Here is a 26,830-nt window from a genome sequence, read left to right on the forward strand (position 1 = left end):
CATGGCACAGTCACCCGCCACCATCCTCATCGCCGACGACGACCGCGCCATCCGCACGGTCCTTCAGCAGGCGCTCGGGCGCCTCGGCTACGACGTCCGCGCGACCGGCAGCGCCGCGGCGCTGTGGGACTGGGTCCAGGACGGCCATGGCGACCTGGTGATCACCGACGTCGTCATGCCCGACGAGAACGGCCTCGACCTGGTGCCGCGCATCAAGAAGCTGCGGCCCGATCTGCGCATCATCGTGATGAGCGCCCAGACCACGCTGCTCACGGCGGTGAAGGCGACCGAGCGCGGCGCCTTCGAGTACCTGCCGAAGCCGTTCGACCTGAAGGAGCTGGTCGCGGTCGTGGCCCGGGCGCTGGCGTCGCAGCCCGAACGGCCGGACGCGGGCGACGCGCCGGGCGACGACGGCGAGCGGCTGCCGCTGATCGGCCGGTCGCCGGCGATGCAGGAGATCTACCGCACCATCGCGCGGCTGATGTCGACCGACCTGTCGGTGATGATCAACGGCGAATCGGGCACCGGCAAGGAGCTGGTGGCGCGCGCGCTGCACGATTTCGGCAAGCGCCGGAAGGGGCCGTTCGTCGCCATCAACATGGCGGCCATCCCGCGCGAGCTGATCGAGAGCGAGCTGTTCGGACACGAGCGCGGCGCCTTCACCGGCGCCACCCAGCGCTCGCCCGGCAAGTTCGAGCAGGCGGCCGGCGGCACGCTGTTCCTCGACGAGATCGGCGACATGCCGATCGAGGCGCAGACGCGGCTGCTGCGCGTGCTCCAGGAGGGCGAGTACACCACGGTCGGCGGTCGCACGCCGATCCGGGCGAACGTGCGCATCGTCGCGGCGACCCATCAGGACCTCCGCCGGTCGATCCAGCAGGGCGTGTTCCGCGAGGACCTGTTCTACCGCCTGAACGTGGTGCCGATCCGCCTGCCGCCGCTGCGCGACCGCATCGAGGACATCCCCGAGCTGGCCAACCACTTCCTCGGCAAGGCGGCGGCGGACGGTCTGCCGGTCAAGGTGCTGGACCGGGGCGCGGTGGCCAAGCTCAAGGAGTACCGCTGGCCCGGCAACGTCCGGGAGCTGGAGAACCTCGTCCGCCGGCTGGCCGCGCTCTACGCCGAGGAGGTCATCGGCCCCGACGTGATCACCGCCGAGCTGGCGGAGATCGCCGCGCCGGCGCCCGCGCCGGCCGTCGCGACCGCCACCGCGGCGCCCGACTCGGAGAGCATGAGCGGCGCCGTCGAGCGCCACCTGCGCGAGTATTTCGGCGGCCACGGGGACGCGCTGCCGCCACCGGGGCTCTACGACCGGGTGCTGGCGGATATCGAGCGGCCGCTGCTGTCGCTGGCGCTGGCCGCCACCCGCGGCAACCAGGTCCGGGCGGCCCAGCTTCTCGGCCTGAACCGCAACACGCTGCGCAAGAAGCTGCGCGACCACGACGTGCAGGTCGTCCGCGGATTGCGCTGAGGCGGCCGCCGGCGGAACTGCCCGCGCCGGGCGTTCTGCGATAGACTGGCGGCGATGTCCGTCCAGTCCCCCTCCATCTCTGCGCGGCTGTCGCGCCGTGTCGGCCGCATCCTGTTCAGCCGCGGCGTCGCCTACGCGCTGGCCGTCCTCGCCATCGCCGCCGGCGCCGTCACGTTCGCCGCGTTCTTCGGCTGGCTGCCGCGCCGGTTCACGGCGCCGCGTTTCATCCGCTCGCTGCTGGCGGTCGACCTCGCCATCGTGGTGGCGCTGGCCGGCGTGGTGGTCGTCCAGCTCGCGCGCTCGTGGATCGAACGCCGGCGCGGCGGCGCCGGGGCGCGCCTGCACCTGCGCCTCGTGCTGCTGTTCGGCCTGTTCGCGGTCGTGCCGACCTTCGCGGTGTCGATGGTGTCGGGCTACTGGCTGTCGGTCAGCGTGCGCGAATTCGTGGGCGAGCAGATCGGCGGCGGGCTGGAGAGCGGCCGCCTTCTGGCCGGCGCGGCGCGCGACCCGGTGCGCGCCGCCATGCTGCGCGACGTCGAGGAGATATCGCGCGGCCTGCAGGAGCTGGGGGCGGAGACGGTGGGCGATTCCAGCCGCGCGCCGCAGTTCCTATCGCGGCTGTCGGCGGGCCGACCGCTGGTCGAGGCCACGATCGTCGATATGGACGGCAAGGTGATCGCCTCGTCGATCGCGATCGACAGCGGGATCACGACGGCGACGGTGCCGCCCGCCGAGGCGCTGCGCCGCGCCCGCACCGAGGCCAAGCCGGTGATCGCGCCGCTCAGCAACGGCGTCTACGTGATCCTCCACCTGTTCAGCGACGCGAACCTGTTCCTGGTCACGGGGCACGCCGTCGATCCCGCGCTGTGGTTCCATGGCGACCGCATCGAGCGCGCCCAGGCGTTCTACGCCGACCTCGACGCCAACCTCGAAGGCACGCAGGCGAACGTGTTCGCCATCTACGCGCTGATCGCGTTGCTGATGCTGCTGTCTGCCGTGTTCATGGCGTTGACCTTCGCGTCGCGCCTGACCGAGCCGATCGGCGGGCTGATGACGGCGGCGGAGCGGGTGCGCAAAGGCGATCTCACGGCCCGGGTGGCGGCGACGTCGGCCGACGACGAGCTCGGCCGCCTCGTGCGCGCGTTCAACCGGATGACCGCGCAGCTCGACCAGCAGCGGCGGGAGCTGGTCGACGCCAACCGCGAGCTCGACCAGCGTCGCGAGCTGACCGAGGCGATCCTCGCGGGCGTCTCCGCCGGCGTGCTCAGCGTCGACGCCGACGGACGCATCGACCGGTCGAACCGCTCGGCGGCGGAGCTGCTCTCGATACCGGTCCAGGAGATCGAGGGGCGGCGCCTGCTGGAGGTCATGCCCGAGCTGGGCGACGCGCTCGAGACCGCCCGCGCACGGCCGGACCGTCTCGCCCAAAGCCAGATCGACATCGCGCGGGGAGGGGCCACGCGCACGCTGCTCGTCCGCATCGCCGCCGAGCGCGCCGATTCCGGAGTTCGCGGATTCGTCGTCACCTTCGACGACGTCAGCGACCTGATGTCGGCGCAGCGCATGGCCGCCTGGGCCGACGTCGCGCGCCGCATCGCCCACGAGATCAAGAATCCGCTGACACCGATCCAGCTCTCGGCAGAGCGGCTCAAGCGGCGCTACCTCAAGCAGATCACGCAGGACCCCGAGACGTTCACGATCTGCACGGACACCATCATCCGCCAGGTCGGCGATATCGGCCGCATGGTCGACGAGTTCTCGTCGTTCGCGCGCATGCCGAGGCCGACGCTGGCGGAGGAGGACCTCAAGGAGCTGTGTCAGCAGGCGCTGTTCCTCCAGCGCAACGCCCAGCCCCAGGTCGCGTTCACGGAGAACCTGACGGCCGCGCCGTTGCGCTGGCGCTGCGACCGGCGCCAGATCGGGCAGGCGCTGACGAACCTGCTGAAGAACGCGGGCGAGGCGATCGAGGGGCGCGAGCCGGCGGCCGACGGCGCCCGGCCGCCGCCTGGCGAGATATCGCTGACGCTGACCGAGGGTCCGGACGGCGCGCCGCGCATCGTCGTCGAGGACAACGGCCGCGGCCTGCCCAAGGAGGGCCGCGCGCGTCTCACCGAGCCGTACGTCACGACCCGCGGAAAGGGCACCGGCCTGGGCCTGGCGATCGTGAAGAAGATCATGGAGGACCACGGCGGCGCCCTGGCGCTCGACGACCGCGAGGGTGGCGGCGCCCGCATCTCTCTGATATTCCATCGGCCGGACAGCGACATACGCGCCACGCCGCCGGCGGCGGCCGGGTCGTGACCGGAACGGCCGCCGCCTCGACACCCGACCGACAGTAGCCATGGCGCACGACATCCTGATCGTCGACGACGAACGCGACATCTGCACGCTCATCGGCGGCATCCTCGAGGACGAGGGCTACACGGCGCGGCGCGCCCACAACAGCCGCGAGGCGCTCGACGCCGTCGCCCAGCGCCGCCCGACGCTGGTGATCCTCGACGTCTGGCTGCAGGGCAGCGAGCTCGACGGCCTCGGCATCCTCAAGGTGCTGCAGCGCGACGCGCCGCAGGTCCCGGTGGTGATGATCAGCGGACACGGCACCATCGACACCGCCGTCGCCGCCATCAAGACCGGCGCCTACGATTTCATCGAGAAGCCGTTCAAGGCCGACCGTCTCCTGCTGGTGGTGCAGCGCGCCATCGAGGCGGCGTCGCTGCGCCGCGAGAACGCGGCGCTGCTGCGCAAGGCCGGCGGCGAGGAGACGCTGGTCGGCGGCTCGGCGGCGGCGCTCCAGCTGCGCGGCACGATCGAGCGGGTGTCGGCGACGGGAAGCCGCGTCCTGCTGACCGGTCCGCCCGGCTCCGGCAAGGAGCTGGTCGCGCGCCTTCTGCACGTGAACTCCAAGCGCGCGCCGGCGCCGTTCGTCACGGTCAATTGCGCCGCTCTGTCGGAGGACCGGCTCGACATCGAGCTGTTCGGCACCGAGGGTGGGGAGTCGTCGGACGGCCTGCGCGTCTACGGCGCCTTCGAGCAGGCGCATGGCGGCACCCTGCTGCTGGAGGAGGTCGGCGGGCTGCCGCTAGCGACGCAGGCCAAGGTCGTCCGAATGCTGCAGGAGCAGTCGTTCACGCGCGACGGCGGGGACGCCCGCGTCGAGGTCGACGTCCGCGTCGTCGCCTCGACGGCGCGCGACCTGCCGGCCGAGATCGCCGCCGGCCGCTTCCGCGAGGACCTCTACCACCGGCTCAACGTCGTGCCGATCCGGGTTCCGGCGCTGGCCGAGCGCCGCGAGGACATCCCCGAGCTGGCCAACCACCTCATGCGCCGCGTCGCCGAGGCGGCGGGGCTTCCGCCGCGGCCGTTCGGCGAGGACGCGATCACCGCGCTTCAGGGCTACGACTGGCCGGGCAACGTCAGGCAGCTCCGCAATGTCGTCGAGCATCTGCTGATCGTGGCGCCGAGCGACGGCGACGCGACGCTGAAGGCCGACATGCTGCCGGCCGATTTCGGCGAGATATCGCCGTCCGTCCTGCGGTGGGAGAAGGCCGGCGAGATCATGCAGCTGCCGCTGCGCGACGCCCGCGAGGTGTTCGAGCGCGAGTACCTGATGGCGCAGGTCACCCGCTTCGGCGGCAACATCTCGCGCACGGCGGCGTTCGTCGGCATGGAGCGCTCGGCCCTGCACCGCAAGCTGAAGAGTCTCGGCGTGCACGGCGACGAGCGCGCCGTCTGAGGCCACAGGCAACGGAGTCCGCGTCATGTCGCGCATCGCCTACGTGAACGGCCGCTACGTCCCGCACCGCCAGGCCATGGTCCACGTCGAGGACCGCGGCTACCAGTTCGCCGACGCCGTCTACGAGGTCGTCGGCATCGTCGACGGACGCCTGCTCGACGAGGAACCGCATCTCGACCGCCTCGACCGGTCCCTCGCCGAGCTCGACATCCCCCCGCCGCTCGGCCGCGCCGCGCTGCGCTTCGTGCTGCGCGAGGTCGCGCGCCGCAACCGGGTCCGGAACGGGCTGGTGTATCTCCAGGTCTCGCGCGGCGTGGCGCGGCGCGACTACGTCGCGCCGGCCGGCATCGCCCCGGCCGTCGTGGTCACGGCGAAGTCGACCCCGCGGCCGCAGGTCGACGTCGGGCCCGGCGTCGCCGTGGTGTCGGCGCCGGACCTGCGCTGGAAGCGCGTCGACATCAAGACCGTCGGCCTGCTCGGCTCGGCCATCAACAAGGGGATCGCCCGCGGCCGAGGCGCCTGGGAGTGCTGGCAGATCGACGCCAAAGGCGACGTCACGGAGGGCACCTCGAGCAACGCCTGGATCGTGACCGCCGACGGCGAGCTGGTCACCCGGCCGACCGGGCACGACATCCTCGCGGGGATCACGCGACAGACCGTCAAACGGGTGGCGGAGCAGCTCCAGCTCAAGCTGGTCGAGCGGCCGTTCACGATCGCCGAGGCGCAATCGGCGCGCGAAGCGTTCATGACCAGCGCCACGGCGTTCGTCACGCCGATCGTCCGCATCGACGACAAGCCGGTCGGCGACGGCGCGCCAGGCGAGACCGCGCGCCGGCTCCGCGCCGAGTACTTCCGTGCCGTGATGTCGGTGGAGCCGTTCGCGTGATGCCGCCGTCGGCGCCCAAGGCGCTGGTGTTCGACTGGGACAACACGCTGGTCGACACTTGGCCGGTGATCACGACCTGCTACAACGCGACCTTCGCGCATTTCGGCATGCCGCCGTGGACCGAGGCTGAGACCCGGGCGCGCGCGCACAAATCGCTGCGCGACGCCTTTCCGGAGCTGTTCGGCCCGGCGCGCTGGGAGGAGGCGAGGGAGGTCTTCTACGCGACCTTCCGCGTCGTCCATCTCGACCGGCTGCGGGCCAAGGACGGCGCCGGCGAGATGTTGAGGGGCTTGCGCGAGCGCGGCCTCTACCTGGCGGTGGTCAGCAACAAGATGGGGCCGGCGCTGCGCATCGAGGCCGGCCATCTCGGCTGGAGCGGATATTTCGAGCGGATCGTCGGAGCGACCGACACGGCGCGCGACAAGCCGGCGCCCGACCCGGTCGCGCGCGCGCTCGAGCCGGCCGGCTTCGGCCCGGACCATTCCGTCTGGTTCGTCGGCGACACGGCGATCGATCTCGAGTGCGCCCACAACACCGGATGCCTGCCGGTGCTGATCCGCGACGAGCCGCCGGAGCCGCTGGAGTTCGAGCGGCATCCTCCGGCGTTTCACGTGCGGGACTGCCATGCGCTGTGGAAGTTGATTTAGACAGTCTCCAGCCTATATCTTGCGTGATGAAGCGCGGCCCACGCGCCGACCCCACCCGCCGTGCCTCCGGGCCATGGCGGCAACCAACCTCAGAAAGAGGCAAGAGCATGTCCGAAAAGGCTCAAAACGTTCAGGATGTGTTCCTGAACCACCTTCGCAAGACCAAGACCCCGGTCACGATCTTCCTGGTCAACGGCGTCAAGCTGCAGGGCATCGTCACGTGGTTCGACAATTTCTCGGTCCTGCTCCGACGGGATGGCCATTCCCAGCTCGTCTACAAGCACGCGATCTCCACGATCATGCCCGTGACGCCGATCAGCCTGTTCGAGGGCGACAAGGCGCCGGCGGCACCGGCGGCGGCCGGCGGCGAGCACTAATTGGCGCGACGCCCCCGGGCTCCGGCCGATAGCGAGCACGACGCCTCCCACGCCGAGACCGTGGAGGCGATCGACGAGGGCCGGGCCGAGCCCGTGCCGCGCGAGACGCGCGCCGCGCCCACCATCGCGGCGGTCATCTGTCCGATGGCTTCCGGCAGGACCGCCGACGGCGACAACCGTCGTGACGCCGACGCGCGTCTGGCGGAGGCGGTCGGCTTGGCCGAGGCGATCCAGCTCGACGTGCGGGTCCGAGAGGCGTTGCCATTGCGGCGCCCCGCCCCGGCGACGTTGATCGGCAGCGGCGGCGTGACGCGCCTCGGCGAGGCGTTCAAGGCCGCCGAGGTCGCCGTCGTCGTGGTCGACGCGCGCCTGTCTCCGGTGCAGCAACGCAATCTGGAGAAGGCGTGGTCCTGCAAGGTGATCGACCGCACCGGGCTGATCCTTGAGATCTTCGGCGCCCGCGCCCGCACCCATGAGGGCCGTCTCCAGGTCGAACTGGCCGCGTTGGACTATCAGCGCAGCCGGCTGGTGCGGTCGTGGACCCATCTCGAGCGCCAGCGCGGCGGCTTCGGCTTCCTCGGCGGCCCCGGCGAGTCGCAGCTCGAGCTCGACCGCCGGCTGATCGGCGACCGCATGATCCGCATCCGCCGCGACCTCGACCAGGTCCGTCGCACGCGCTCGCTCCACCGCACGGGCCGGCGCCGGGGCGCGATCCCGACCGTGGCGCTGGTCGGCTACACCAACGCCGGCAAATCGACGCTGTTCAACCGCGTCGCCGGCGCCGAGGTCATGGCCAAGGACCTGCTGTTCGCGACCCTCGATCCGACGATGCGCGCGATCCGCCTGCCGGACGGCCGGCGCGCGGTGTTGTCCGACACCGTCGGGTTCATCGCCGACCTTCCCACGACCCTGGTCGAGGCGTTTCGCGCCACGCTGGAGGAGGTGCTCGAGGCCGACCTGATCGTGCACGTGCGCGACGTGGCGCATGTCGACGCCGAACGGCAGAAGGCCGACGTCGAGCGCGTGCTGCGCGATCTCGGCCTAGAGGAGCGGATCGAACGCGGCGACATGCTGGAGGCGCTGAACAAGATAGACCTGCTCGTCGCGGAGTCGCGGTCGCGGCTGGAGGCGGTGTCCGCGACCGGCGCCGAGCGGCGGCGGGCGTACCCGATCTCGGCGGTGACGGGGGAGGGCGTCGACGCGCTGCTCGACGCCGTGGCCGCGCGGCTGTCGGCCGCGAGCGAGGCGGTGGAGGTCGAGATCGACGCCGGCGACGGCGCGACCATCGCCTGGCTCTACCGGCATGGCGAGGTCAGATCGCGCCGCGACGACGACGGCATGGCGCGCTTCACCGTCGCGTTGGACGACGAGAGCCGCGCCCGGTTGTCGAGCCGGCTGGGCCGCGACTTGACGTGAACCCCGGCGGTTCCTACAACGCGGCTCGCACGCCCGACGCGGCGAAACCGGCATCGCACCACGGAGAAACACCATGAAATTCAAGCCGTTGCACGACCGCCTGCTGCTCGAGCCGGTCGAGGCCGAGACCAAAACCAAGGGCGGCATCATCATTCCCGACACGGCGCAGGAGAAGCCGATGCAGGGCAAGGTCGTCTCCACCGGCAAGGGCACGCGCCTCGAGGACGGCCGCCTGCAGCCGATGGACGTGAAGGCCGGCGACGTCGTCCTCTACGGCAAGTGGTCCGGCACCGAGGTCAAGCTCGGCGGCAAGGACTACGTGATCCTCAAGGAGAGCGACATCATGGGCGTGGTCGGCTGACGCCGGCCGGTCCCGCGACATGCTCGGCGACCGCGATCTCGAACGGGTCGCCGATCTCGTACAGGAAAGCGCGACGGCGGAACTGCTGTCGCGCTTTCGTCGTCTGGGGCCCGGCGACATCCGGGAGAAGTCGCCCGGCGACCTCGTCACCGTCGCCGACCTTGCCTGCGAGCGGCGCCTCGCCGCCGGACTTGCGCTGATCCTGCCCGGCGCCCCGGTGGTGGGCGAGGAGGCGGTGGCGGCCGAACCTGGCCTGCTGTCGCACATCGCCGAGGCCGAGCTGGCTTGGATCGTCGATCCGCTCGACGGCACGTCGAATTTCGCCCGCGGGCACGACCGCTTCGCCGTGATCGTCGCGCTCGCGCGCCGCGGGGAGACCGTGGCGGCCTGGATCCACGATCCCGTGCGCGGCCGCATGGCGGTGGGCTCCCTCGGCGGCGGTGTCCGCTTCGACGGCAAGACCTCGGAACTGCCACCGGCGCCGCCACTGAAGGACACCAACGGCTTCGTCGGCTACAAGTTCAAGCGCGAGGTCGTGTCCCGTCTCGGACCGGACGCGCTCTCCCGGCTCGGCGGTCTGACGACGTTCGGTTGCGCCGGGCTGGAGTATCTCGAGACGCTGAACGGCCGCAGCCATTTCTCGCTGTACCGCTGGACCAAGCCGTGGGACCACGCGGCCGGCGCCCTCCTGGTGCGCGAGGCCGGCGGGATCGCCAACCGGCACGACGGTGCGCCCTACGCGCCGACGCAGCGGGTCGACGCCGGCATCCTCGTGGCCTCCGACGAGGGGCGTTGGCGCGAATTGTACGAACTACTGATGGGCGCGCCGGCGCCGCTGCTCGACGGCGCCGGAGGTCGGGGCGCGGCGTGCTGACGCTGTACTTCTCGCCCGGCGCCAGTTCGATGGCGCCGCATGTCGCGCTCCACGAGATCGGCGTGCCGTTCGAGGCGATGCCGGTCTCCCTCGCCAAGCGCGAGCAGCGCGCCGAGGCCTATCTGCGGATCAATCCCGAGGGCAACGTGCCGACGCTGATCGTCGACGGTCGGGCGCTGACGGAGGTCGCGGCCATCCTCTACTACCTGGCGCGCCGCCATCCCGAGGCAGGCCTGTGGCCCGAAGGCGATCTCGACGCCGAGGCGCGGGCGTTGTCGTGGATGTCGTTCATCGCCGCCACGCTGCATCCCGCCCGTGCCAAAGGGCTGGACCACGCGCGGACCGTCTACGGACTGGCCGACCGCCGCCTCGGCGCCGGCGCATGGGCGGTCGGGCGTTATTCGATCGCCGGCATCCACCTGTTCCGGCTGTTCTGGCGCCTGCGCGGCTCGCTGAAGCCGTCGCCCGACGACTTCCCGGCGCTTGAGGATCATCACGCGCGGATGGTGGCGCGGCCCGCCGTCCAGCGGACGTTGGAGGTCGAAGCGGCGGTCGGTTACGAGTTGCCGGCATAGATACGGCCCAGCTCCTCCCGTCATCCCTCGCTGCGCTCGGGATGACAGCGAGCGTGACCAGCCGATGGCGCTAACTGGCAACGCGCCGGAGCACCACGGTGAGGTTGTTCGCCGGCATTTCGACCACCGTGTCGAGGGTCAGCCCGACGATGCCGGCGGCGGCCGCGACGTCGGCCAGATCGCGGATACCCCATGCGGGATCGCGGGCGCGCAGGCTGGAGTCGAACGCCTCGTTGCTGGGCGCCGTATGACGGCCGCCGCGTTTGAACGGGCCGTAGAGGATCAGCGGCCCGCCCGGGGGCAGGATGCGGCCGGCGCCGCGCAGCAATCCCAGCGCCGCCGACCACGGCGCGATGTGGATCATGTTGGCGCAGAAGAGCGCGTCGGCCTCGTCGAGCGGCCACGGCGCGCGTTCGACATCGAGCGCCACAGCCGGGCGGACGTTCGGCAGAGCGTCGTTCCACGCGTCGATTCCGGGCACCGCCGCGAATTCGAGGTCGCTGGGCTGCCACTCGATGGCCGGGAGACCGGTCGCGAAATACGCCGCGTGCTCCCCGGTTCCACTGGCGATCTCCAGCACGACGCCGCGTGCCGGCAGTACGGACCGGAGGACCGCGAGGATGGGATCGCGGTTGCGCTCGGTCGCCGGGGCGCGGCGGCGCGGGTCGTTGTCGGCGTTCATCGGGCGCGATCCGTTCCTGAGATCGACGTCGCGCTGGCGCGGCGCCGGAGGCGGTGTTTCAATCGGCCCATCGCATACCACACGGAGGGACATCGGATGTCCGGGTTCATCGCGCGTCTGGCCGCCGCCGCGTCGGCGCTGATCGTCACGGCGGGCGCGTTCGCGCCGGTCCGGGCGCAGGATTGGCCGTCGCGGCCGATCACCATCCTCATGGGGTTCCCGGCGGGGTCCGGCGTCGACGTGGTCGGGCGCATGTTCCAGGAACCGCTGGAGAAGGAGCTCGGCGCCAAGATCGTGATCGACTACAAATCCGGCGCCGGCGGGAATCTGGCGTCGGACGCCGTCGCCAAGGCCAAGCCCGACGGCTACACGCTGCTGCTGTCGACCGCGGCCACGCACGGCGTGAACGCGGCCCTGTACAAGAAGCTGCCGTTCGACGTCGAGACCGATTTCACGCCCATCTCGCCGCTGGTCGACGTGTCGAACGTGCTGACGATCAACCCCGCCGTGATCGACGCGTCGTCGGTTCAGGATTTCATCGCCAAGGTGAAGGCGGCGCCGGGCAAGTACAATTTCGCCTCGACCGGCAACGGAACCGGCACCCATCTCGCCTTCGCCGATTTCAACCGCCGCGCTGGGCTCGACATGGTGCACGTGCCGTACAAGGGCGGGCCGGACGCGATCCAGGCGGTGATCGCCGGCCAGGTCTGCTGCATCTTCAACCAGGTGCAGACCGTGCTGCCGCACTGGCGCGCCGGCAAGGTGCGGCTACTGGGCGTGACCACCAAGGCGCGCGTCGCCGCCGTGCCCGACGTGCCGACGATCGACGAGGCCGGCGTGCCGGGCTACGAGAGCTTCATCTGGTTCGGTCTGTTCGGTCCCAAGGACCTCGATCCGGCGATCGCGGCCAAGATCAACGCCGCCGTCCGCAAGACCCTGGAGACGCCGGCGATCCGCCAGCGCCTCGTCGAGCTCGGTAACACGCCCCGCAGCGAGACGGTCGAACAGTTCCGCGCCACCGTGAAGAAGGACCGCGCCGCCTGGGCCGAGGTCGTCAAGGCGTCCGGCGCGGTGATCGAGTAGGAGACCACGCGGTCAGTTCACGCGCTTGGCGTAGCCCTTCCAGTAGGGCTCGCGCAGGTCGCGCTTGAGGACCTTGCCGGCGCCCGAGAGGGGAAGGGACGTGGTCCTGATCTCCACGGAGCGCGGGCATTTGTAGCCGGCGATCCGGGTGCGGCAATGGGCGAGCACCTGTTCCGGCGTCACCTCAGCGCCCGGCCGCGGCACGACGACGGCGTGGACGGTCTCGCCCCACTTCTCGTCGGGGATGCCGATCACCGCGACCTCGGCGACGCCGGGCATCAGCGTGATCGCGCTCTCGACCTCGGCCGAGTAGACGTTCTCGCCGCCGGACACGATCATGTCCTTGAGCCGGTCGACGATGAACACGAAGCCCTCGTCGTCCATCGTGCCGCCGTCGCCGGAGTAGTACCAGCCATCCTCCAGAACCGCCGCCGTCTCCGCCGGCTTGTTCCAGTAGCCGAGCATGATCATCGGCCCCTTGGCCGCGATCTCGCCGACGGTGCCGCGCGGCACCTCCCTGCGGTCGGCGTCGACGATCCGCAGATCGACGGTGTGCGCCGGCAGGCCGCAGGATTTCAGCCGCCCGGCGTAGGGCCCGTCGAGAGTCGTGTAGCGGGTCGGCAGCAGGGTCAGGATCGGCGCCGCCTCGGTCATGCCGTAGGCGTGGATAAAGCCGCAGCCCGGCAACACCTCCAGCGCCTTGAGCAGCACGCCCTCGGGCATCGGCGAGGCGCCGTAGAGGATGCGCTTGAGGCTCGACACGTCGAACTCGGCGAAGCGGGGGTGGTTGCACAGCATGTTGATCATGGTCGGCACGTACTGGCCGTGCGTGACCTTCTCGGCCTGGATCGCGGTCAGGCAGTCCACGGGGTCGAACCGCGCCACGAAGGCGTGGGTGCCGCCGCACTGCGTCACGCCGAAGCTCGACGCGCCGTCGGCGAGATGGAACATCGGCCCGGAGTGGAGATAGACCGTGTCGCCGTCGAAGCCGATGCCGGCGATGGCGTTCATGGCGTTCCACGTCAGGTTGGCGTGGCTCAGCATCACGCCCTTGGATTTGCCGGTGGTGCCGCCGGTGTAGAACAGACCCGCCAGCGTCTCGCCGCCGGCGCCGGCATCGTCGACCGCGCCCGCCGAAAGGAGATCCTCGTAAGCGCGCATGCCGGCGGGCGGGGCGTCGTCGTCCAGCCAGATCACGGCTTTGAGCGCCGGCATCTTGCCCGCCAGCGCCTCGGCGTGCGCCCGCATCGCGCCATCGACGAACAGCGCGACGCTGCCGGAATCCTCCAGGATGTACTCGGTCTCCGGCGTCGCCAGCCGCGTGTTGAGCGGCACCATGGCGGCGCCGATCCACGGGATCGCGTACATCAGCTCGAGATAGCGGTCGCTGTTGAGCGCCAGGATCGCGACGCGGTCGCCGGCGCCGATACCCAGCGCCCGCAATCCGCCGGCCAGCCGCGCCACACGCTCCAGACTCGTCGTCCAGTCGTGGCGCCGCCCGCGGAACACGGTCGACACTCCGCGCGGCTTGATCTGCGCCGCCCGGCGCAGTCCCTGTGTCAGATACATGGCGTTTCCGGCGTCCCTTCAGGATCGTGACGGGGCGATCCTAGACGGCGGGGCACGGAATGGAAGGGTGGGCGCGCGCGCGCAACCGTTCCTAGTCACTCGCGCTCCGCTACGGAGCGGGCTTCCGCCGCCATCTGAAGTCGCAGCACGGCGCGCCCTGCATGCGGGTCTGGGTGCGTTTGAAGTCCCAGCCTGGCCGCATGTGCGCCTCGGCGGCGAAGTCGACGCCGCAGGTCATGAGCGCGCCGATCTCCGGCTCGCCGATGGAACCGAAGTAGTCGGCAAAGGCGCAGCCGACCACGTCGTGGCCGTAGGCCTCGTCGGTGTCCTCGACCACCTTGTTGACCACCGGAAAGGACGGGCCGCCGGAGTCGCGGCCGGGATGCGTGTCGGGGGTGAAGCCGCGCTTGTCGCGCCACGTCACGTAGTTGTCGGCGATGGCCTTGCCGACCAGGGCGTGGGCGCGCTCCTTGCCGAGCTCCTTCTCCAACGCCTTGACGATGGGTATCACGGCGCGGGCCTGGATGATCGTGGCTTCGAGCATGGGGTCGCGCTGCGGCTTGTCGGTCATCGCTGCCTCCTTCGGACGGGCGCTTCCGCGAGCCTGCGGCGGGTTCACGTCCGGTGCAAGAGGTGGCCGCTCGGGGCGGCGAGGCTATCGCGGCGGCCCAGCGGCTCTGATAGGGTGACGCCTCGTTCATAAATCATGGTTCACCGGAGTCCGCGCCGCATGCCCGACACCGTCACCGCGCCCCCGCGCCGCCCGTGTTCAATCCACTGGATCCGGTGTTCATCGCCGATCCGTACCCCGTCTACCATCAGCTCCGCGCGGCGGCGCCCGTGTGGAAATCACCGCTGGGGATGTGGGTGGCGACCCGCTACGAGGACGTCGCCTTCATCCTGCGCGACAAGCGATTCGGCAAGGACTACGCCGGCAACATGCGCCGCCGCTACGGCGAGGCGGCGCCGAATGAGCCGGCCATCGCCAGCTTGGCCAAAACCATGCTGGTGCTCGATCCGCCCGACCACACGCGCCTGCGCGGGCTGGTGACCAAGGCGTTCACCGCCCGCCGGGTCGAGGAGATGCGGCCGCGCATCGCCGCCATCGTCGGCGCGCTGATCGACCGCGTCGCCGACAAGGGCGGGATGGACGTGATCTGGGATTTCGCCCACCGCCTGCCGGTGATCGTGATCTGCGACATGCTCGGGATCCCGGAGGAGGACCGCCAACAATTCTTCGACCAGTCCAAGGTCAACGGACGGCTGATCGATCCCGTGCCGATGACGCGCGAGGAGATGGATTCGGCGAACGCCAGCGGCGCCGCCATCGGCGCCTATTTCGACACGCTCTTCGAGCGCCGCCGGCGCGAGCCGACCGACGATCTGACGACCCAGCTCGTGCAGGCCGAGGAGGCGGGCGACCGACTCAGCGCCGAGGAGCTGCGCGCCAATGTCGGGCTGCTGTTCGCCGCCGGCCACGAGACCACCGCGAACCTGATCGGCAACGGCCTGCTGGCGCTGCAGCGCCATCCCGACCAGTGGGCGGCGATCAAGGCCGATCCGTCGTTGATCGCCAACGCGATCGACGAACTGCTGCGCTTCGACTCCTCGGTGCAGATGACGGGGCGCGTCGCGATGGACGACGTCGAGGTCGGCGGCGTGGCGCTGGAGAAGGGCGCCTCGGTGATCACCTTCCTCGGTGCCGCCAACCGCGATCCGGCGGTCTACGCCGATCCCGACCGGCTGGACGTGCGGCGGCAGAACATCCGGCCGCTGTCGTTCGGCGGCGGCATCCACCACTGTCTCGGCGCGCAGCTCGCCAAGATCGAAGCGCACGAGGCCTTCGCCGGACTGGTCCGGCGTTTGCCCGATCTGAAGGTCGGGGAGATCGAGGCGCCGAGCTGGCGGCGCAACTTCACCCTGCGCGGCCTGACGACCATGCCCGCGACCTGGGCCTGAGCGGGGGACGGTGTCAGGCCTCAATCCGATCGTCGTCGAACTCCACCGCGGCGCCGTGGTGGAGAGCCGGCATATCGGCGCCGGCGCGGTGATGCGCGCCGACGGCACGGTCGTCGAATCGTGGGGCGATATCGACGCGCTGGTCCTCGCACGCTCGGCGATCAAGCCGATCCAGGCGCTGCCGCTGGTCGAGAGCGGGGCGGCGGACCGCTTTGGGCTGACCGATATCCAGCTTTCGCTGGCCTGCGCGTCGCACAACGGCGAGGCGCGCCACGTCGAGGCGGTGCGGGCGTGGCTGACGAAAATCGTCCTGTCCGAGGCCGATCTCGAGTGCGGGGCGCACGCGCCGACGCGGCTGCCGATCTACGAGGCGTTCCTGAGGACCGGCGCGCCGCTGACGGCGGCGTTCAACAATTGCTCCGGCAAGCACACCGGATTTCTGACGACCGCCATGCATCTCGGCGAGCCGACCCGGGGATACATCACGGCGGCGCATCCCGTGCAGCGCCGCATCACCGCGATCTACGGCGAGCTGTCCGGCTGCGACCTCTCGGCCGCCCCGGCCGGCACCGACGGCTGCGGCATCCCCACGATCGGCGTGCCGCTGCGCGGCATGGCCCGCGCGATGGCCAACATGGCCGATCCGTCGCGCCTGCCGGAGGCGCGCGCCAAGGCCGCCATCCGCATCCGCGCGGCGATGAACGCGGAGCCATTCTTCATGGCCGGCACGGGACGCTTCTGCACCCGCATCAACGGCGCCCTGCCGGGCATCGCACAGGTGAAGACCGGCGCCGAGGGCGTCTATTGCGGCATGCTGCCGACCCTCGGCGTCGGAGTGGCGCTGAAGATGTGGGACGGGGCGGCGCGCGCCTCGGAGGTCGCGATGGCGACGATCCTGCGCCATCTCGGCGTGCTGTCGGCGGCGGAATTCGACGCGGCGGTCAACCCGCCGGTCCTCAACGTCGTCGGCCTGCGTGTGGGCGACATCCGGCCGGCGGCGTCGTGGCTCGGCGCGGCGTCGTAAGGCCCCGGCCGCGGCCGGCCGCCGAGCCCGCGACCGACGCTCCGGCCGTCACGCTCAGGATCGAGGGCGTCAACGCCGCCATGCTCGGCTGGGCGCCGGCGCCGGGCGATCCGACGGTGCGTCTCCACGTGCCCTACACGCTCGCCGGCGAGACCGTCGAGGCGCGTCCACGCCGCCACGCCGGCGCGCGCGCCGAGGCCGATCTGCTGCGCGTCATCGAGCCGTCGACGGCGAGGCGCGCGCCGATGTGCCGGCATTTCACGGTCTGCGGCGGCTGCGCGGCGCAGCACTGGCCGGATATGGACTACACCGCGTGGAAGGCGGCGGCGCCACTAACCGCGCTACGCGCCCACGGCATCGTCCCGGACGAGGTGCTGCCGCTGGCGCGCACGACGGCGGGCGGACGTCGCCGCGTCGATCTCACCCTGCGGTGGTCGCGCGACGGCGTGCGCGCGGGGTTCGCGCGGCGCGGATCGCACGAGCTGGTCGATCTCGCGCAATGCCCCGTGCTCATGCCCAAGCTGGCCGCAATGGTCGCGCCGCTGCGTCTCGCCGCCGGACGGATGCTGCCGGCGGCCGGCGAGGCGGACGCGGTCGTCAATTGGACCGACAACGGCGCCGACGTCCTGATCGTGCCGGCCGACCGTCTGCCGCTCGATCTGGCAAGGCGCGAGGCGCTGGCGACCTTCGCCGAGACGGTCGACGCCGCCCGCGTCTCGTGGGGGACGCGACGCCAATCCGAGCCGGTCGTCGTGCGCCACCAACCGTCGCTCGCTTTCGGACGCGTCGCCGTGGAGCCGCCTCCGGGCGCGTTCCTCCAGGCCAGCGTCGCCGGCGAGATGGCGCTGCGCGACGCGGTACGGGCGTGGATCGGGCCGGCGCGGAAGCTGGTCGACCTCTACGCCGGGATCGGCACGCTGTCGCTCGGCCTGCTGCCGGGCTGCCGAGCGACTCTCTACGAGGGCGACCGCGCGGCCGTGGCGGCCGTGGAGGCGGGACTGCGCAAGGCCTCGCTGAACGGCGTGGCGACCGCCAACCTGCGCAACCTCGCCAGCGACCCGCTGGTCGCCGAGGAGCTCGACGCGTTCGACGCGGCGATCCTCGATCCGCCGCGCGCCGGCGCCGCCGCGCAGGCCGCCGAACTGGCGCGCAGCAGGATCCCCACCGTGGTCGCGGTGTCGTGCGATCCGCTCAGCTTCGCGCGCGACGCCAAAACGCTGGTCGATGGTGGGTACCGGCTGGAAAGGCTCCTGCCGGTCGACCAGTTCCTATGGTCGCCGCACGTCGAGCTGGCGGCGCTGTTCCGCCGACCGCGACACGGGCGTTGACGTTCGCGGCTATTCCGCCGCGGCGGGCCGCTGCACGGTGATCGAGCCCGGCCGGAAGCGGTCCTTGTGCGGCGTGGTGTCGATCTCGTCGAGCTGGATGTCGCCCGACAGCACCTTGCGCTTCCACGCCTGGTGCTCGGGCTCGGCGGCGTGGAACTCCGGCATGACCTCCTTGGCGAACAGCTCGAGGCTCTCGCAGATATGCGCGTGCGAGGTCTTGCCGGCCTGGTTGAGCAGGATGATCTGGTCGACGTTCGAGGTCTGGAACTTGCGCAGCTTGCGCCGGATCGTCTCCGGCGAGCCGATCAGACCGCCCTGGAGGGCGCGCGCGGCCTGCTCCGGGTTGGCCGCCTTCCACTTGTTGTACTCGTCCCACATGTTGACGGTGCCCGGCGCGGGGCGCTCGCGGTTCTTCGAGGCGCCGTAGAACTGCAGCGCGAACTGGAAGAAGGTGGCGCCATCGGCGCGGCGGCGCGCCTCCTCGTCGGTCTCCGCGCACATGAAGTAGCTGACGACCGCGATGTTCGGGTTCGTGTCGTACTCGCAGAGCTTGTCCTGCCGGCGGACGAAGGAGTTGTAGTAGGCGTGCACCCAGGCGTTGGCGGCGTCGGCGCTGAGGAACTGGAACGCCAGCGCGCCCATGCCGCGGCGGCCCGCCATCTCGATGGTCTCGAGCTGCGAGCAGGCGACCCACAGCGGCGGGTGCGGCTTCTGCACCGGCTTGGGCAGGACGTTGCGCAGCGGGAACTTGAAGTAGGGGCCGTCGTAGGAGCAGCCGCCGTCCTTGAACATCGGCATGACGGCGCGCACGCCGTCCTCCCACACCGCGCGCTTCTCCTCCATCGTGCGGTCGAACGGCTCCAGCTCGGTGTAGCTGGCGCTCTCGCCCATGCCGAACTCGACCCTGCCGTCGCTCAGCAGGTCGAGGGTGGCGATGCGCTCGGCCACGCGGGCGGGGTGGTTGGTGGTGAGCTGGAAGATGCCGTGGCCCAGGCGGATGCGCTTGGTGCGCTGGCTGGCCGCCGCCAGCAGCATCTCCGGCGCCGGCGAGTGCGAGTACTCCTCGAGGAAGTGGTGCTCCACCTGCCACGCGTGGTCGTAGCCGAGGCGGTCGGCCAGCTCGATCTGGGCGAGCGCGTTCTGGTAGAGCTTGCGCTCGTCGTCCGGACCCCATGGGCGCGGCAGCTGCAACTCGTAGAAAATGCCGAACTTCATGGTGTCCTCCGCTTCCGCCCGCTTCGCTCCAGCGGCGATCTGAACGCGAAACGCCGCCGCCGGCAACCACCGGGCGGCCTCCTCGGCCCGCTGCGCGGCCATTCCTTCCGCATGCCGGTACGCTTGTGCGCGACGTCGCCGCGTCGCTATGGTGCGGTCGCGAAAACACACGGAGCGGAGGAAGCGGATGTCGATGTTCGATCTGACGGGCAAGGTCGCCGTCGTCACGGGCGGAAGCCGCGGCATCGGCCGCTCGATCTGCGAGCAGATGGCGATCCAGGGCGCGAAGGTCGTGGTGTCGAGCCGCAAGCTGCCCGCCTGCGAGGAGGTCGTCCAGGGGATCAAGGCGCGGGGCGGCGAGGCGACGGCGGTGGCCGCCAGCATCTCCGACAAGGCCCAGCTCGAGAACCTGATCGCGCAGGCGCGCAAGGCCTACGGCAGGATCGACATCCTGGTCTGCAACGCCGCCAGCAATCCCTATTTCGGACCGCTCACCGGGCTGAAGGAGGACGTCTTCCAGAAGATCATGATGAACAACGTCATGAGCAACCTGTGGCTCGCCAACATGGTGTGCCCGGAGATGGCGGAGCGGAAGGACGGGGTCGTGATCGTCGTGTCCTCGATCGGCGCGCTGACCGCGTCGCTCCACATCGCCGCCTACAACATGTCCAAGGCCGCCGACCTGTCGCTGGTGAAGTCGCTGGCGGCGGAATGGGGGCCGAGCAACATCCGCGTCAACGCCATCGCGCCGGGCCTGATCAAGACCGACTTCGCCAAGGCGCTGTGGGACAACCCGGAGATCCGCGCCAACTCGGAGCGCCGCGCGGCGCTGCGGCGCATCGGCGAGCCGGACGAGATCGGCGGCGTCGCCTGCTTCCTCGCCTCCAAGGCCGGCGCCTTCGTCACGGCGCAGATGATCGTCGCCGACGGCGGCGTGATCGGGGTCGGCGGCGGCTGAGTCCGTCGATCCGATGGACTCCCGCCACGTCGTCCTCGCGCGCCGGCCGGACGGCGTCCCCGTGCCGGAGGATTTCCGGGTCGAGCGGCGCGCGCTGCCGCCGCTCGCGGATGGACGGGTGCTGGTCGAGGTGCTCTACGCTACCGCCAATCCCGGCAGCCGCAACCGGCTCGGCGGCGCGGCCAGCTACGCCCGCGGGATGGAGATCGGCGAGACGATGGAGGGGCCGGCGGTCGGTCGTGTCGTTGAGTCGCGCAACGCCGCGTTCGCGCCCGGCGACCTGCTGTCGGGGCCGTTCGGCTGGGCCGAGCACGTCCAGATCAGCGGCCGCGGCGTCACCCGCGTTCCGGCCGACACGCCGTCGCTGAGCGCCTGGGCTGGCATCCTCTCGATCCCCGGTCTCACGGCCTATTTCGGCCTGCTCGACGTGGGCGCGGCCAAACCCGGCGAGACGGTCCTGGTGTCATCGGCCGCCGGACCGGTCGGCGCGACCGCCGGGCAGATCGGGAGGATCACGGGCTGCCGCGTCATCGGCATCGCCAGCGGCGCCGGCAAGCGACGCTTGTTGGTCGACGAGGCCGGTTTCGACGCGGTGATCGACCGCCGCGCCGGCGAGCCCGTGGAGTCGCTGGCGGCGCGGATCGCGGAGGCCGCGCCGGAAGGCGTCGACGTCTATTTCGACAACGTCGGCGGACCGACCCTCGACGCCGCGATCGCCAGCCTGCGGCCGCGCGGCCGCGTCGTCGTCTGCGGCCAGTTGTCGGACTACAACGCCGCCGGCGAGCGCCACGGCACGCGCCGCGTCTACGACTTCATCGGCAAGCGGCTGCGGATGGAGGGTCTCGTCGTGTTCGACTACGCCGGCCGCTACGGCGAGGCGCTGGACGCGATGACGGGTTGGATCCGCGACGGCCGCTTGAAATTCCGCGAGCACGTGGTCGAGGGGATCGAGGCGCTGCCGGCGCTGTTCTGCGCCCAGATGCGCGGCGAGATCTTCGGGCGCCCGCTGGCGCGTCTCGCGCGCTGATATCACCAAGGAAACGATGCGATGACCGTGTGGCCCGACCATCCCGTGCTCGACCGGCTGCGGCCGCTGCTGCCAGGCATCGCCGCGCGCGCCGACGAGATCGAGGCGGCGCGCCGGCTGCCCGCCGACCTCGCGCGGACGCTGATCGGCACCAAGGTCTTCAAGCTGTGCGTGCCCAAGGCCGTCGGCGGCGAGGAGGCGCATCCATTGGTGCTCATGCAGGCGATCGAGGAGACGGCCGCCGCCGACGGCTCGGCCGGCTGGAACGTCGCCATCGGCGCCAGCTCCGGCAGCACGGCGGCCTATCTCGCGCCCGATGTCGCGCGGCTCATCCATGGCGCGCCGGAGGCGGTCACCGGCGGCATCTTCGCGCCGCGCGGCAAGGCGGTCCGCGAGGGCGACGGCTACCGCGTCACCGGCCACTGGCAGTGGGCCAGCGGCAGCCCGCATTGCGCGTGGATCAAGGGCGGCTGCGTCGCCTACGAGGACGGCAAACCGCGCCTCATCCGCGACGGCGTCCCCGAGGTTCTGACGGTCTATTTCCCGCGCGATAAGATCGAGTTCGTCGACAACTGGTACACGTCCGGGCTCTGCGGCACCGCGTCCTGCGACATCAAGGTGACGGACGTGTTCGTGCCGGCCGCCCACACGATCTCGCTGACCCGGGACAAGCCTCGGGTGGAAGCGCCGCTCTACGTGTTCCCGATGTTCGGCCTGCTCGGCATGATCTGCGCCATGACGTCGCTCGGGATCGCGCGGGGCGCGATCACGGACATCGTCGAGCTGGCCGGCGCCAAGAAGCCGACCCTCAGCAACCGCGCGCTTGCGGAGCGCGGCGCGACCCAGGGCGACATCGCGCGGGCCGAGGCGATCCTCCGCGGCGCCCGCGCCTTCATGGTGGAGGCGATCCTCGACGCCTGGGCCGAGGCGGAGGCCGGCGCGATCAGCGTCGCGAGGCGCGCCGCGCTGCGCCTGGCCGCGACCCACGCGGCCAACGAGTCGGCGCGGGTCGTCGACATCTGCTACACGCTCGGTGGCGGCACCGCGGTGTACCGCAACAGCCCGCTGCAGCGGCGCTTCCGCGACGCCCACGTCATCACGCAGCACATGATGGTGGCGCCGCCGAGCTACGAGCTGGCCGGCCGGGTCCTCCTCGGCCTGCCGACCGATCCGAGCATGATCTAGACGGGGAGGGCGGAGCATGACGGGCCGCACCACGATTGGAATCACCGGCGACGGCTTCACGATCGACGGCCGGCCGACCTACGAGGGCCGCCGCTGGGGCGCGCGCAAGATCGAGGGCCTGCTGCTCAACTCGCGGATGGCCAACGCGGTGATCGACGACGTGAACCCCGCCACCCGGGGCGTCTGGGCGTACGCCGACGGACCATGGGACGCGGACCGCAGCACGCGCGAGTTCGTCGCGGCGCTGCCGTCCTACCGGGCGCACGGGCTGCTGGCCGTGAGCGTCAACCTGCAGGGCGGCAGCCCGCAGGGCTACAGTTGGAACCACCCGTGGGTCACGACCGGCTTCGCGGCCGACGGCGCGTTGAAGCCGGACTACGCGCGGCGGATTCTCGACGTGCTCCGCGCGACCGACGCGCTCGGCATGGCGGTGATCCTCGGCTGCTTCTACGGCCGGCAGACCGGGCACCTCGCGGACGAGGCCGCCTGCCTGCGGGCCGTCGACGAGGTCGTCGAGCTGCTCGTCGCGCAGGATTGCCGCAACGCGCTGATCGAGATCGGCAACGAGGTCGACCTTCCATGGTTCGCGCACGACGTGATCGCCGCGTCGCGCGGGCACGAGATGATCAAGCGCGTGAAGGAGCGGTCGAGCGGCCGCTTGCGGACGCCCGCCGGCCGCCTGCTGGCCAGCACCAGCTTCGCCGGCGGCGCCGCGCCGCCCGACAACGTCGTCGCCGAGGCGGACTACCTGCTCCTGCACGGCAACCACGTCGAGAGCCCGGAGGGGATCCGGCGCATGGTGCGCGAGACCCGCGCGCGGGCGACGTACCGCGGCCAGCCCGTCGCGTTCAACGAGGACGACCACTACGATTTCCACCTGCCCGACAACAACATGCGCGCGGCGGTGGATTCATACGCGAGCTGGGGCTTCTTCGACTACCGCCGGATCCCTGAGAAGTACCCCGACGGCTTCCAGTCGCTGCCGGTCGACTGGGGCATCAACTCCTTCCGCAAGCGCGCGTTCTTCGGCTACCTGAAGGAGATCACCGGCGTCTGATTCGCGCCTGCCTGTCATCCCGAGCGCGGCGAGGGATGCACGGGTGGCGTCTGGATCCCTCGCCGCGCTCGGGATGACAGGCAGGCGTGGAGTTTCGAGCCGCTCCCTCTACTTCCCCCCGACCACGAACTCCACCACCGGACCCGCGTCGAGCAGCAACGGCCGGCCGGCGCGCAGCGGGAAGATCTCGCCGTCGAGCACGAAGCCGCCTTCCATGTCGAGCGTGATCGAGTCCGCGTTGACGCTGCGGTAGCCGTTCTCCGGAGTGAGATCCGGTGTGCGCCGGCCGTTGAGCGCCGGCAGGATCGCGCGTGAGAAGCGCTTCGGCCTGGCGGCGACTGTCGTCAGGCGCAGCGCCCCGGGGCCCTCGCCCCAGAACGGCGTCAGGCCCATGATCAGCCGCTCCATGGTCGATACCGCGATGGCGATGTAGTCGCGGCGGTCCTCGACGACGCCGTCGTGGGTCACGATGGCGGAAGCCGGATCCACCGGGTTGCGGCCCAGCAACAGGGGGCCGACGAGCCCAAGCAGACCGGCGAGCGGTCCGGCCGCGTCGCGCAGTCCAACCTTGTTGACCGACTTCCGGCTGAGCATCGTGCCCTGGTAGACGCCGGCGGCGCCGCCGAACAGGCCGTAGGCCGGCACGGCGTCGGGCCCCGTACGCAGGGCGATCAGGCGGCGGCGCACCATCCCCGCAGCGAGTTCGCCGGCGCGCAGCCGCGCGAGGAGCCTCTTCAGCTCCTTGGCGGGTTTGCGCGCGGCGCCGATGTCGTACCCGATCATGTTGGTCGTGCCGCCCGGCAGCACGGCGATCGGTGGCGGCGTCCTGCGCGCGCCCTCGTTGAACAGCAGGTGGAAGACGTTGTGCAGCGTGCCGTCGCCGCCGGCGACCGCGAGCGCCTCGACTCCGGCGGCGTCCATCTCGCGCAGCGCGGCGGCGGCCTCCGCGCGGCCGGTCGTCTCCCGCGCCATCACCTCCGGAGAGCGTTCGATCAGCGCGCGCAGTTCGCCCAGCCCGGCGCGGTTGCGGCCGCTGCGGCGGTTGACCAGGACGCCGATGCGCGGCGCGGTTGTCGGGGTGTCGGACATGCCGGCGCGGTCTAGCCGCGTTCTCAGCCCGAGCGCAAGGTGCGAACCGCCGCGTCGCGCGCGAACAGGTAGAGCAGGGTCCGCAGCGCCACGCCGCGGGGCGACGCGAGCGCGGGATCGCGCTCGACGATCAGCTTGGCGTCGTCGCGCGCCGCCTGGAGCAGCTCGGCGTGCACCGCGAGGTCGGCCAGCCGCATCTCCGGCAGGCCGCTCTGGCGGGTGCCCAGCAGCTCGCCGGCGCCGCGCAGCCGCAGATCCTCCTCGGCGATCCGGAAGCCGTCCTCGGTCTCGCGCATGATCGCCAGGCGCGCGCGGGCCGCCTCCGACAGCGGCTGGCCGAACAGCAGCAGGCACACCGACGCCCCGGCGCCTCGGCCCACGCGGCCGCGCAGCTGGTGGAGCTGCGCCAGTCCGAAGCGCTCCGCGTGCTCGATGACCATGACGGTCGCGGCGGACACGTCGACGCCGACCTCGATCACCGTCGTGGCGACGAGGATGTCGGCCGCGCCGGAGGCGAACGCGGCCATCGCTGCGTCCCGCTCGGCGCCCTTCATCTGGCCGTGGACCATCACGACCCTGTCGCCGTACCGTCCCCTGAGATGCCGGTAGCGGTCCTCGGCGGCGGCGAGATCGATCAGCTCCGATTCCTCGACCAGCGGGCAGACCCAGTACACGCGCGCGCCGGCGGCGACGCGGCGGCCGATCCCCTCGACCACTTCGTCCAACCGCTCCAGCGAGATCGTGCGGGTGTCGATCGGCAGGCGGCCGGCCGGCTTGTCGACGAGGCGCGACGGTCGAGGTCGCCGTAGGCGGCGAGCATCAGCGTGCGCGGGATCGGCGTCGCGGTCATCGCCAGAAGATCGACCGCCGCGCCTTTCGACGACAGCGCCAACCGCTGATCGACGCCGAAGCGGTGCTGCTCGTCGACCACCGCCAGCGCCAGATCGCGGAATGCGACGTCGTCCTGCACCAGCGCGTGGGTGCCGACCACGAGGTCGATCTCGCCCGAGGCCAGCGCGGCGTGGATCTCGCGCTTGCGCTTGACGCCGTCGCGGCCGGTCAGCAACTCAAGCCGCACGCCGGCGGCCATCGCCAACGGCGCCATGGTCGCGAAATGCTGCCGCGCCAGCAGCTCGGTCGGCGCCATCAGCGCCGCCTGGGCGCCGGCCTCGACCGCCATCAGCATCGCCATCAGCGCGACCACCGTCTTGCCGCTGCCGACGTCGCCCTGCAGGAGGCGGGTCATGCGCTGGTCCGAGGCCATGTCTGCCGCGATCTCCTCGATCGCGATCCGCTGGCTGCTCGTCAGCTCGAAGGGCAGGGCGGCCAGCACCTTGGCGCGCAACCTTCCGTCCGCGACCAGCGCGCGGCCCGGCGTGGCGCGCTGCTGGAGGCGCACCAGCGTGATCGCGAGCTGGCTCGCGAGCAACTCGTCGAACGCCGGGCGCGCGCGCGCGGCGGCGACGTCTTGGCGAGATCGGCCTCCTCCTGCGGGTGGTGCGCCGCGAGCAGCGCGTCCTTCCAGTCCGGCCAGCGCCGGCGGGCTTTCCACGCGGGATCGAGCCATTCCGGCAGCGCGGGAACGCGCTCCAGCGCCGCGTCGATCGCCTTGGCCAGCGGCTTGGCGTTCAGACCGGCCGTCAGTCCATAGACGGGCTCGACCCGCGCCAGCTTGTCCCGCTCGGCCTCGGGCACGACGTGGTCGGGGTGCGGCATCTGCGGCTGGTCGTTGTAGAACTCGACCACGCCGCTGACGACGCGGCGCTGGCCGACCGGCAGCGTGTTCTCCAGCCACGGTCCGCGGGCGTGGAAATAGATCAGGGTCAGCGTGCCGGTCTCGTCGTCGCAGATCACGCGGTAGGGTTGCCGCGGCGTGCGCGGCGCCTGGTGCTCGCGCACCGTGACGGTGATGGTCGCCACCTCGCCGGGACGCACCTCCGAGATCCTGGGCGACGCGCGGCGGTCGACCACGGCGTAGGGCAGATGCCAGAGCAGGTCGACCACGTGCGGGCCGACCAGCTTCGCCATCAGCTTCCCGAGCTTGTCCCCGATGCCGGGCAGCGACGTGGTCGCGGCGAACAATGGATTGAGCACGTCCGGGCGCACGACGTCAGATCCCGCGTCGCGGCGTCGCGGCCATCGCGTGCGGACGCTTGAAAGACACCGTGTCGCCTCCGGCAACCGCTTGAAACAGCGCCGCTTTCCGCTGCTGACAGGGCGCGCGCGGTCCTTTATACCGCAGCCCTCACGCGATCCCAGCCCGGCCACGGGGGATATCCTCCCGGCCCGGCGGGAGGCGGTCGATTCACGTCGA

Annotated in this window: 23 protein-coding genes and 1 pseudogene; 18 read left to right on the forward strand and 6 right to left on the reverse strand. The window is 71.3% G+C overall.

What is annotated here, in order from left to right; translation table 11 throughout:
- Nucleotide 1 precedes the first annotated feature (1 nt).
- The 10 genes from ntrC (at nt 2) to IPK81_25070 (ending at nt 10,340) form a co-directional block, all read left to right on the forward strand.
- Entirely contained in the window at nt 2-1,471 is a 1,470-nt protein-coding gene (gene ntrC, locus IPK81_25025; GenBank protein QQS12674.1) for a nitrogen regulation protein NR(I), read from the forward strand.
- 54 nt (nt 1,472-1,525) lie between these two features.
- Nucleotides 1,526-3,772, forward strand: coding sequence for a PAS domain-containing sensor histidine kinase (locus tag IPK81_25030; GenBank protein ID QQS12675.1), 2,247 nt, complete (start codon nt 1,526-1,528; stop codon nt 3,770-3,772).
- Between the two features lie 40 nt (nt 3,773-3,812).
- Nucleotides 3,813-5,204 (forward strand): sigma-54-dependent Fis family transcriptional regulator, encoded by a 1,392-nt coding sequence (locus tag IPK81_25035; GenBank protein ID QQS12676.1) that lies wholly within the window; start codon nt 3,813-3,815, stop codon nt 5,202-5,204.
- 25 nt (nt 5,205-5,229) lie between these two features.
- Entirely contained in the window at nt 5,230-6,090 is an 861-nt protein-coding gene (locus IPK81_25040; GenBank protein ID QQS12677.1) for a D-amino-acid transaminase, read from the forward strand.
- Nucleotides 6,090-6,737 (forward strand): HAD family hydrolase, encoded by a 648-nt coding sequence (locus IPK81_25045; protein QQS12678.1) that lies wholly within the window; start codon nt 6,090-6,092, stop codon nt 6,735-6,737. Before IPK81_25040 ends, IPK81_25045 begins: the two co-directional genes overlap by 1 nt.
- A 107-nt stretch (nt 6,738-6,844) precedes the next feature.
- The gene (hfq, locus tag IPK81_25050; GenBank protein ID QQS12679.1) at nt 6,845-7,114 is read left to right on the forward strand and encodes an RNA chaperone Hfq; all 270 of its coding nucleotides are present in this window, start codon (nt 6,845-6,847) and stop codon (nt 7,112-7,114) included.
- A gap of 144 nt (nt 7,115-7,258) precedes the next feature.
- Complete coding sequence (hflX, locus tag IPK81_25055) at nt 7,259-8,530, forward strand: GTPase HflX (protein ID QQS15259.1); 1,272 nt, start codon at nt 7,259-7,261, stop codon at nt 8,528-8,530.
- Nucleotides 8,531-8,603: 73 nt separating this feature from the next.
- Entirely contained in the window at nt 8,604-8,891 is a 288-nt protein-coding gene (locus IPK81_25060; protein QQS12680.1) for a co-chaperone GroES, read from the forward strand.
- 19 nt (nt 8,892-8,910) lie between these two features.
- Nucleotides 8,911-9,765, forward strand: a complete 855-nt coding sequence (locus IPK81_25065; GenBank protein QQS12681.1) for an inositol monophosphatase — start codon at nt 8,911-8,913, stop codon at nt 9,763-9,765.
- Nucleotides 9,759-10,340: a glutathione S-transferase family protein gene (locus IPK81_25070; GenBank protein ID QQS12682.1), complete on the forward strand. Its 582-nt coding sequence runs from the start codon at nt 9,759-9,761 to the stop codon at nt 10,338-10,340. Before IPK81_25065 ends, IPK81_25070 begins: the two co-directional genes overlap by 7 nt.
- A gap of 70 nt (nt 10,341-10,410) precedes the next feature.
- Here the strand turns inward: IPK81_25070 and IPK81_25075 are convergent, their stop codons facing one another.
- Nucleotides 10,411-11,022, reverse strand: a complete 612-nt coding sequence (locus IPK81_25075) for a DUF938 domain-containing protein (GenBank protein ID QQS12683.1) — start codon at nt 11,020-11,022, stop codon at nt 10,411-10,413.
- Nucleotides 11,023-11,118: 96 nt separating this feature from the next.
- On the opposite strand from IPK81_25075, the gene IPK81_25080 reads away from it, so the two are divergent.
- Nucleotides 11,119-12,105, forward strand: coding sequence for a tripartite tricarboxylate transporter substrate binding protein (locus tag IPK81_25080; protein QQS12684.1), 987 nt, complete (start codon nt 11,119-11,121; stop codon nt 12,103-12,105).
- Between the two features lie 12 nt (nt 12,106-12,117).
- On the opposite strand, the gene IPK81_25085 is transcribed toward IPK81_25080, so the two are convergent.
- On the reverse strand, nt 12,118-13,674 hold the full coding sequence (locus IPK81_25085; protein ID QQS12685.1) for a long-chain fatty acid--CoA ligase: 1,557 nt from the start codon (nt 13,672-13,674) through the stop codon (nt 12,118-12,120).
- 109 nt (nt 13,675-13,783) lie between these two features.
- A complete protein-coding gene (locus IPK81_25090) occupies nt 13,784-14,245 on the reverse strand; it encodes an L-2-amino-thiazoline-4-carboxylic acid hydrolase (GenBank protein ID QQS12686.1) in 462 nt (153 codons plus the stop codon).
- Nucleotides 14,246-14,373: 128 nt separating this feature from the next.
- On the opposite strand from IPK81_25090, the gene IPK81_25095 reads away from it, so the two are divergent.
- Genes IPK81_25095 through IPK81_25105 form a run of 3 tightly spaced genes read left to right on the forward strand, consistent with a single transcriptional unit; the run spans nt 14,374 to nt 17,985 of the window.
- On the forward strand, nt 14,374-15,633 hold the full coding sequence (locus tag IPK81_25095) for a cytochrome P450 (GenBank protein ID QQS15260.1): 1,260 nt from the start codon (nt 14,374-14,376) through the stop codon (nt 15,631-15,633).
- Nucleotides 15,634-15,643: 10 nt separating this feature from the next.
- Nucleotides 15,644-16,657: an asparaginase gene (locus IPK81_25100; protein ID QQS12687.1), complete on the forward strand. Its 1,014-nt coding sequence runs from the start codon at nt 15,644-15,646 to the stop codon at nt 16,655-16,657.
- Nucleotides 16,636-17,985, forward strand: coding sequence for a class I SAM-dependent RNA methyltransferase (locus IPK81_25105; GenBank protein QQS12688.1), 1,350 nt, complete (start codon nt 16,636-16,638; stop codon nt 17,983-17,985). The genes IPK81_25100 and IPK81_25105 overlap by 22 nt, the downstream gene beginning before the upstream one ends.
- 9 nt (nt 17,986-17,994) lie before the next feature.
- Here the strand turns inward: IPK81_25105 and IPK81_25110 are convergent, their stop codons facing one another.
- On the reverse strand, nt 17,995-19,200 hold the full coding sequence (locus IPK81_25110; GenBank protein QQS12689.1) for an LLM class flavin-dependent oxidoreductase: 1,206 nt from the start codon (nt 19,198-19,200) through the stop codon (nt 17,995-17,997).
- Between the two features lie 187 nt (nt 19,201-19,387).
- Here IPK81_25110 and IPK81_25115 point away from each other — a divergent pair, with 187 nt between their 5' ends.
- The 4 genes from IPK81_25115 to IPK81_25130 are packed head-to-tail and all read left to right on the forward strand — an operon-like array spanning nt 19,388 to nt 23,427.
- Nucleotides 19,388-20,158 carry an SDR family oxidoreductase gene (locus tag IPK81_25115; protein QQS12690.1) on the forward strand — a complete coding sequence of 257 codons (771 nt, stop codon included), beginning with the start codon at nt 19,388-19,390 and terminating at the stop codon, nt 20,156-20,158.
- 13 nt (nt 20,159-20,171) lie between these two features.
- Nucleotides 20,172-21,185, forward strand: coding sequence for an NADP-dependent oxidoreductase (locus tag IPK81_25120; protein QQS12691.1), 1,014 nt, complete (start codon nt 20,172-20,174; stop codon nt 21,183-21,185).
- A 21-nt stretch (nt 21,186-21,206) separates the two neighbouring features.
- On the forward strand, nt 21,207-22,370 hold the full coding sequence (locus tag IPK81_25125) for a flavin-dependent monooxygenase (GenBank protein ID QQS12692.1): 1,164 nt from the start codon (nt 21,207-21,209) through the stop codon (nt 22,368-22,370).
- A 16-nt stretch (nt 22,371-22,386) separates the two neighbouring features.
- The gene (locus IPK81_25130) at nt 22,387-23,427 is read left to right on the forward strand and encodes a hypothetical protein (GenBank protein ID QQS12693.1); all 1,041 of its coding nucleotides are present in this window, start codon (nt 22,387-22,389) and stop codon (nt 23,425-23,427) included.
- A gap of 108 nt (nt 23,428-23,535) precedes the next feature.
- Here the strand turns inward: IPK81_25130 and IPK81_25135 are convergent, their stop codons facing one another.
- Nucleotides 23,536-24,516, reverse strand: coding sequence for an acylglycerol kinase family protein (locus tag IPK81_25135; GenBank protein QQS12694.1), 981 nt, complete (start codon nt 24,514-24,516; stop codon nt 23,536-23,538).
- Between the two features lie 23 nt (nt 24,517-24,539).
- Nucleotides 24,540-26,622 (reverse strand): annotated as a pseudogene (recG, locus tag IPK81_25140) (ATP-dependent DNA helicase RecG).
- Nucleotides 26,623-26,830: the final 208 nt, after the last annotated feature.

This window comes from Rhodospirillales bacterium (assembly GCA_016699855.1).
Lineage (GTDB): Bacteria > Pseudomonadota > Alphaproteobacteria > Reyranellales > Reyranellaceae.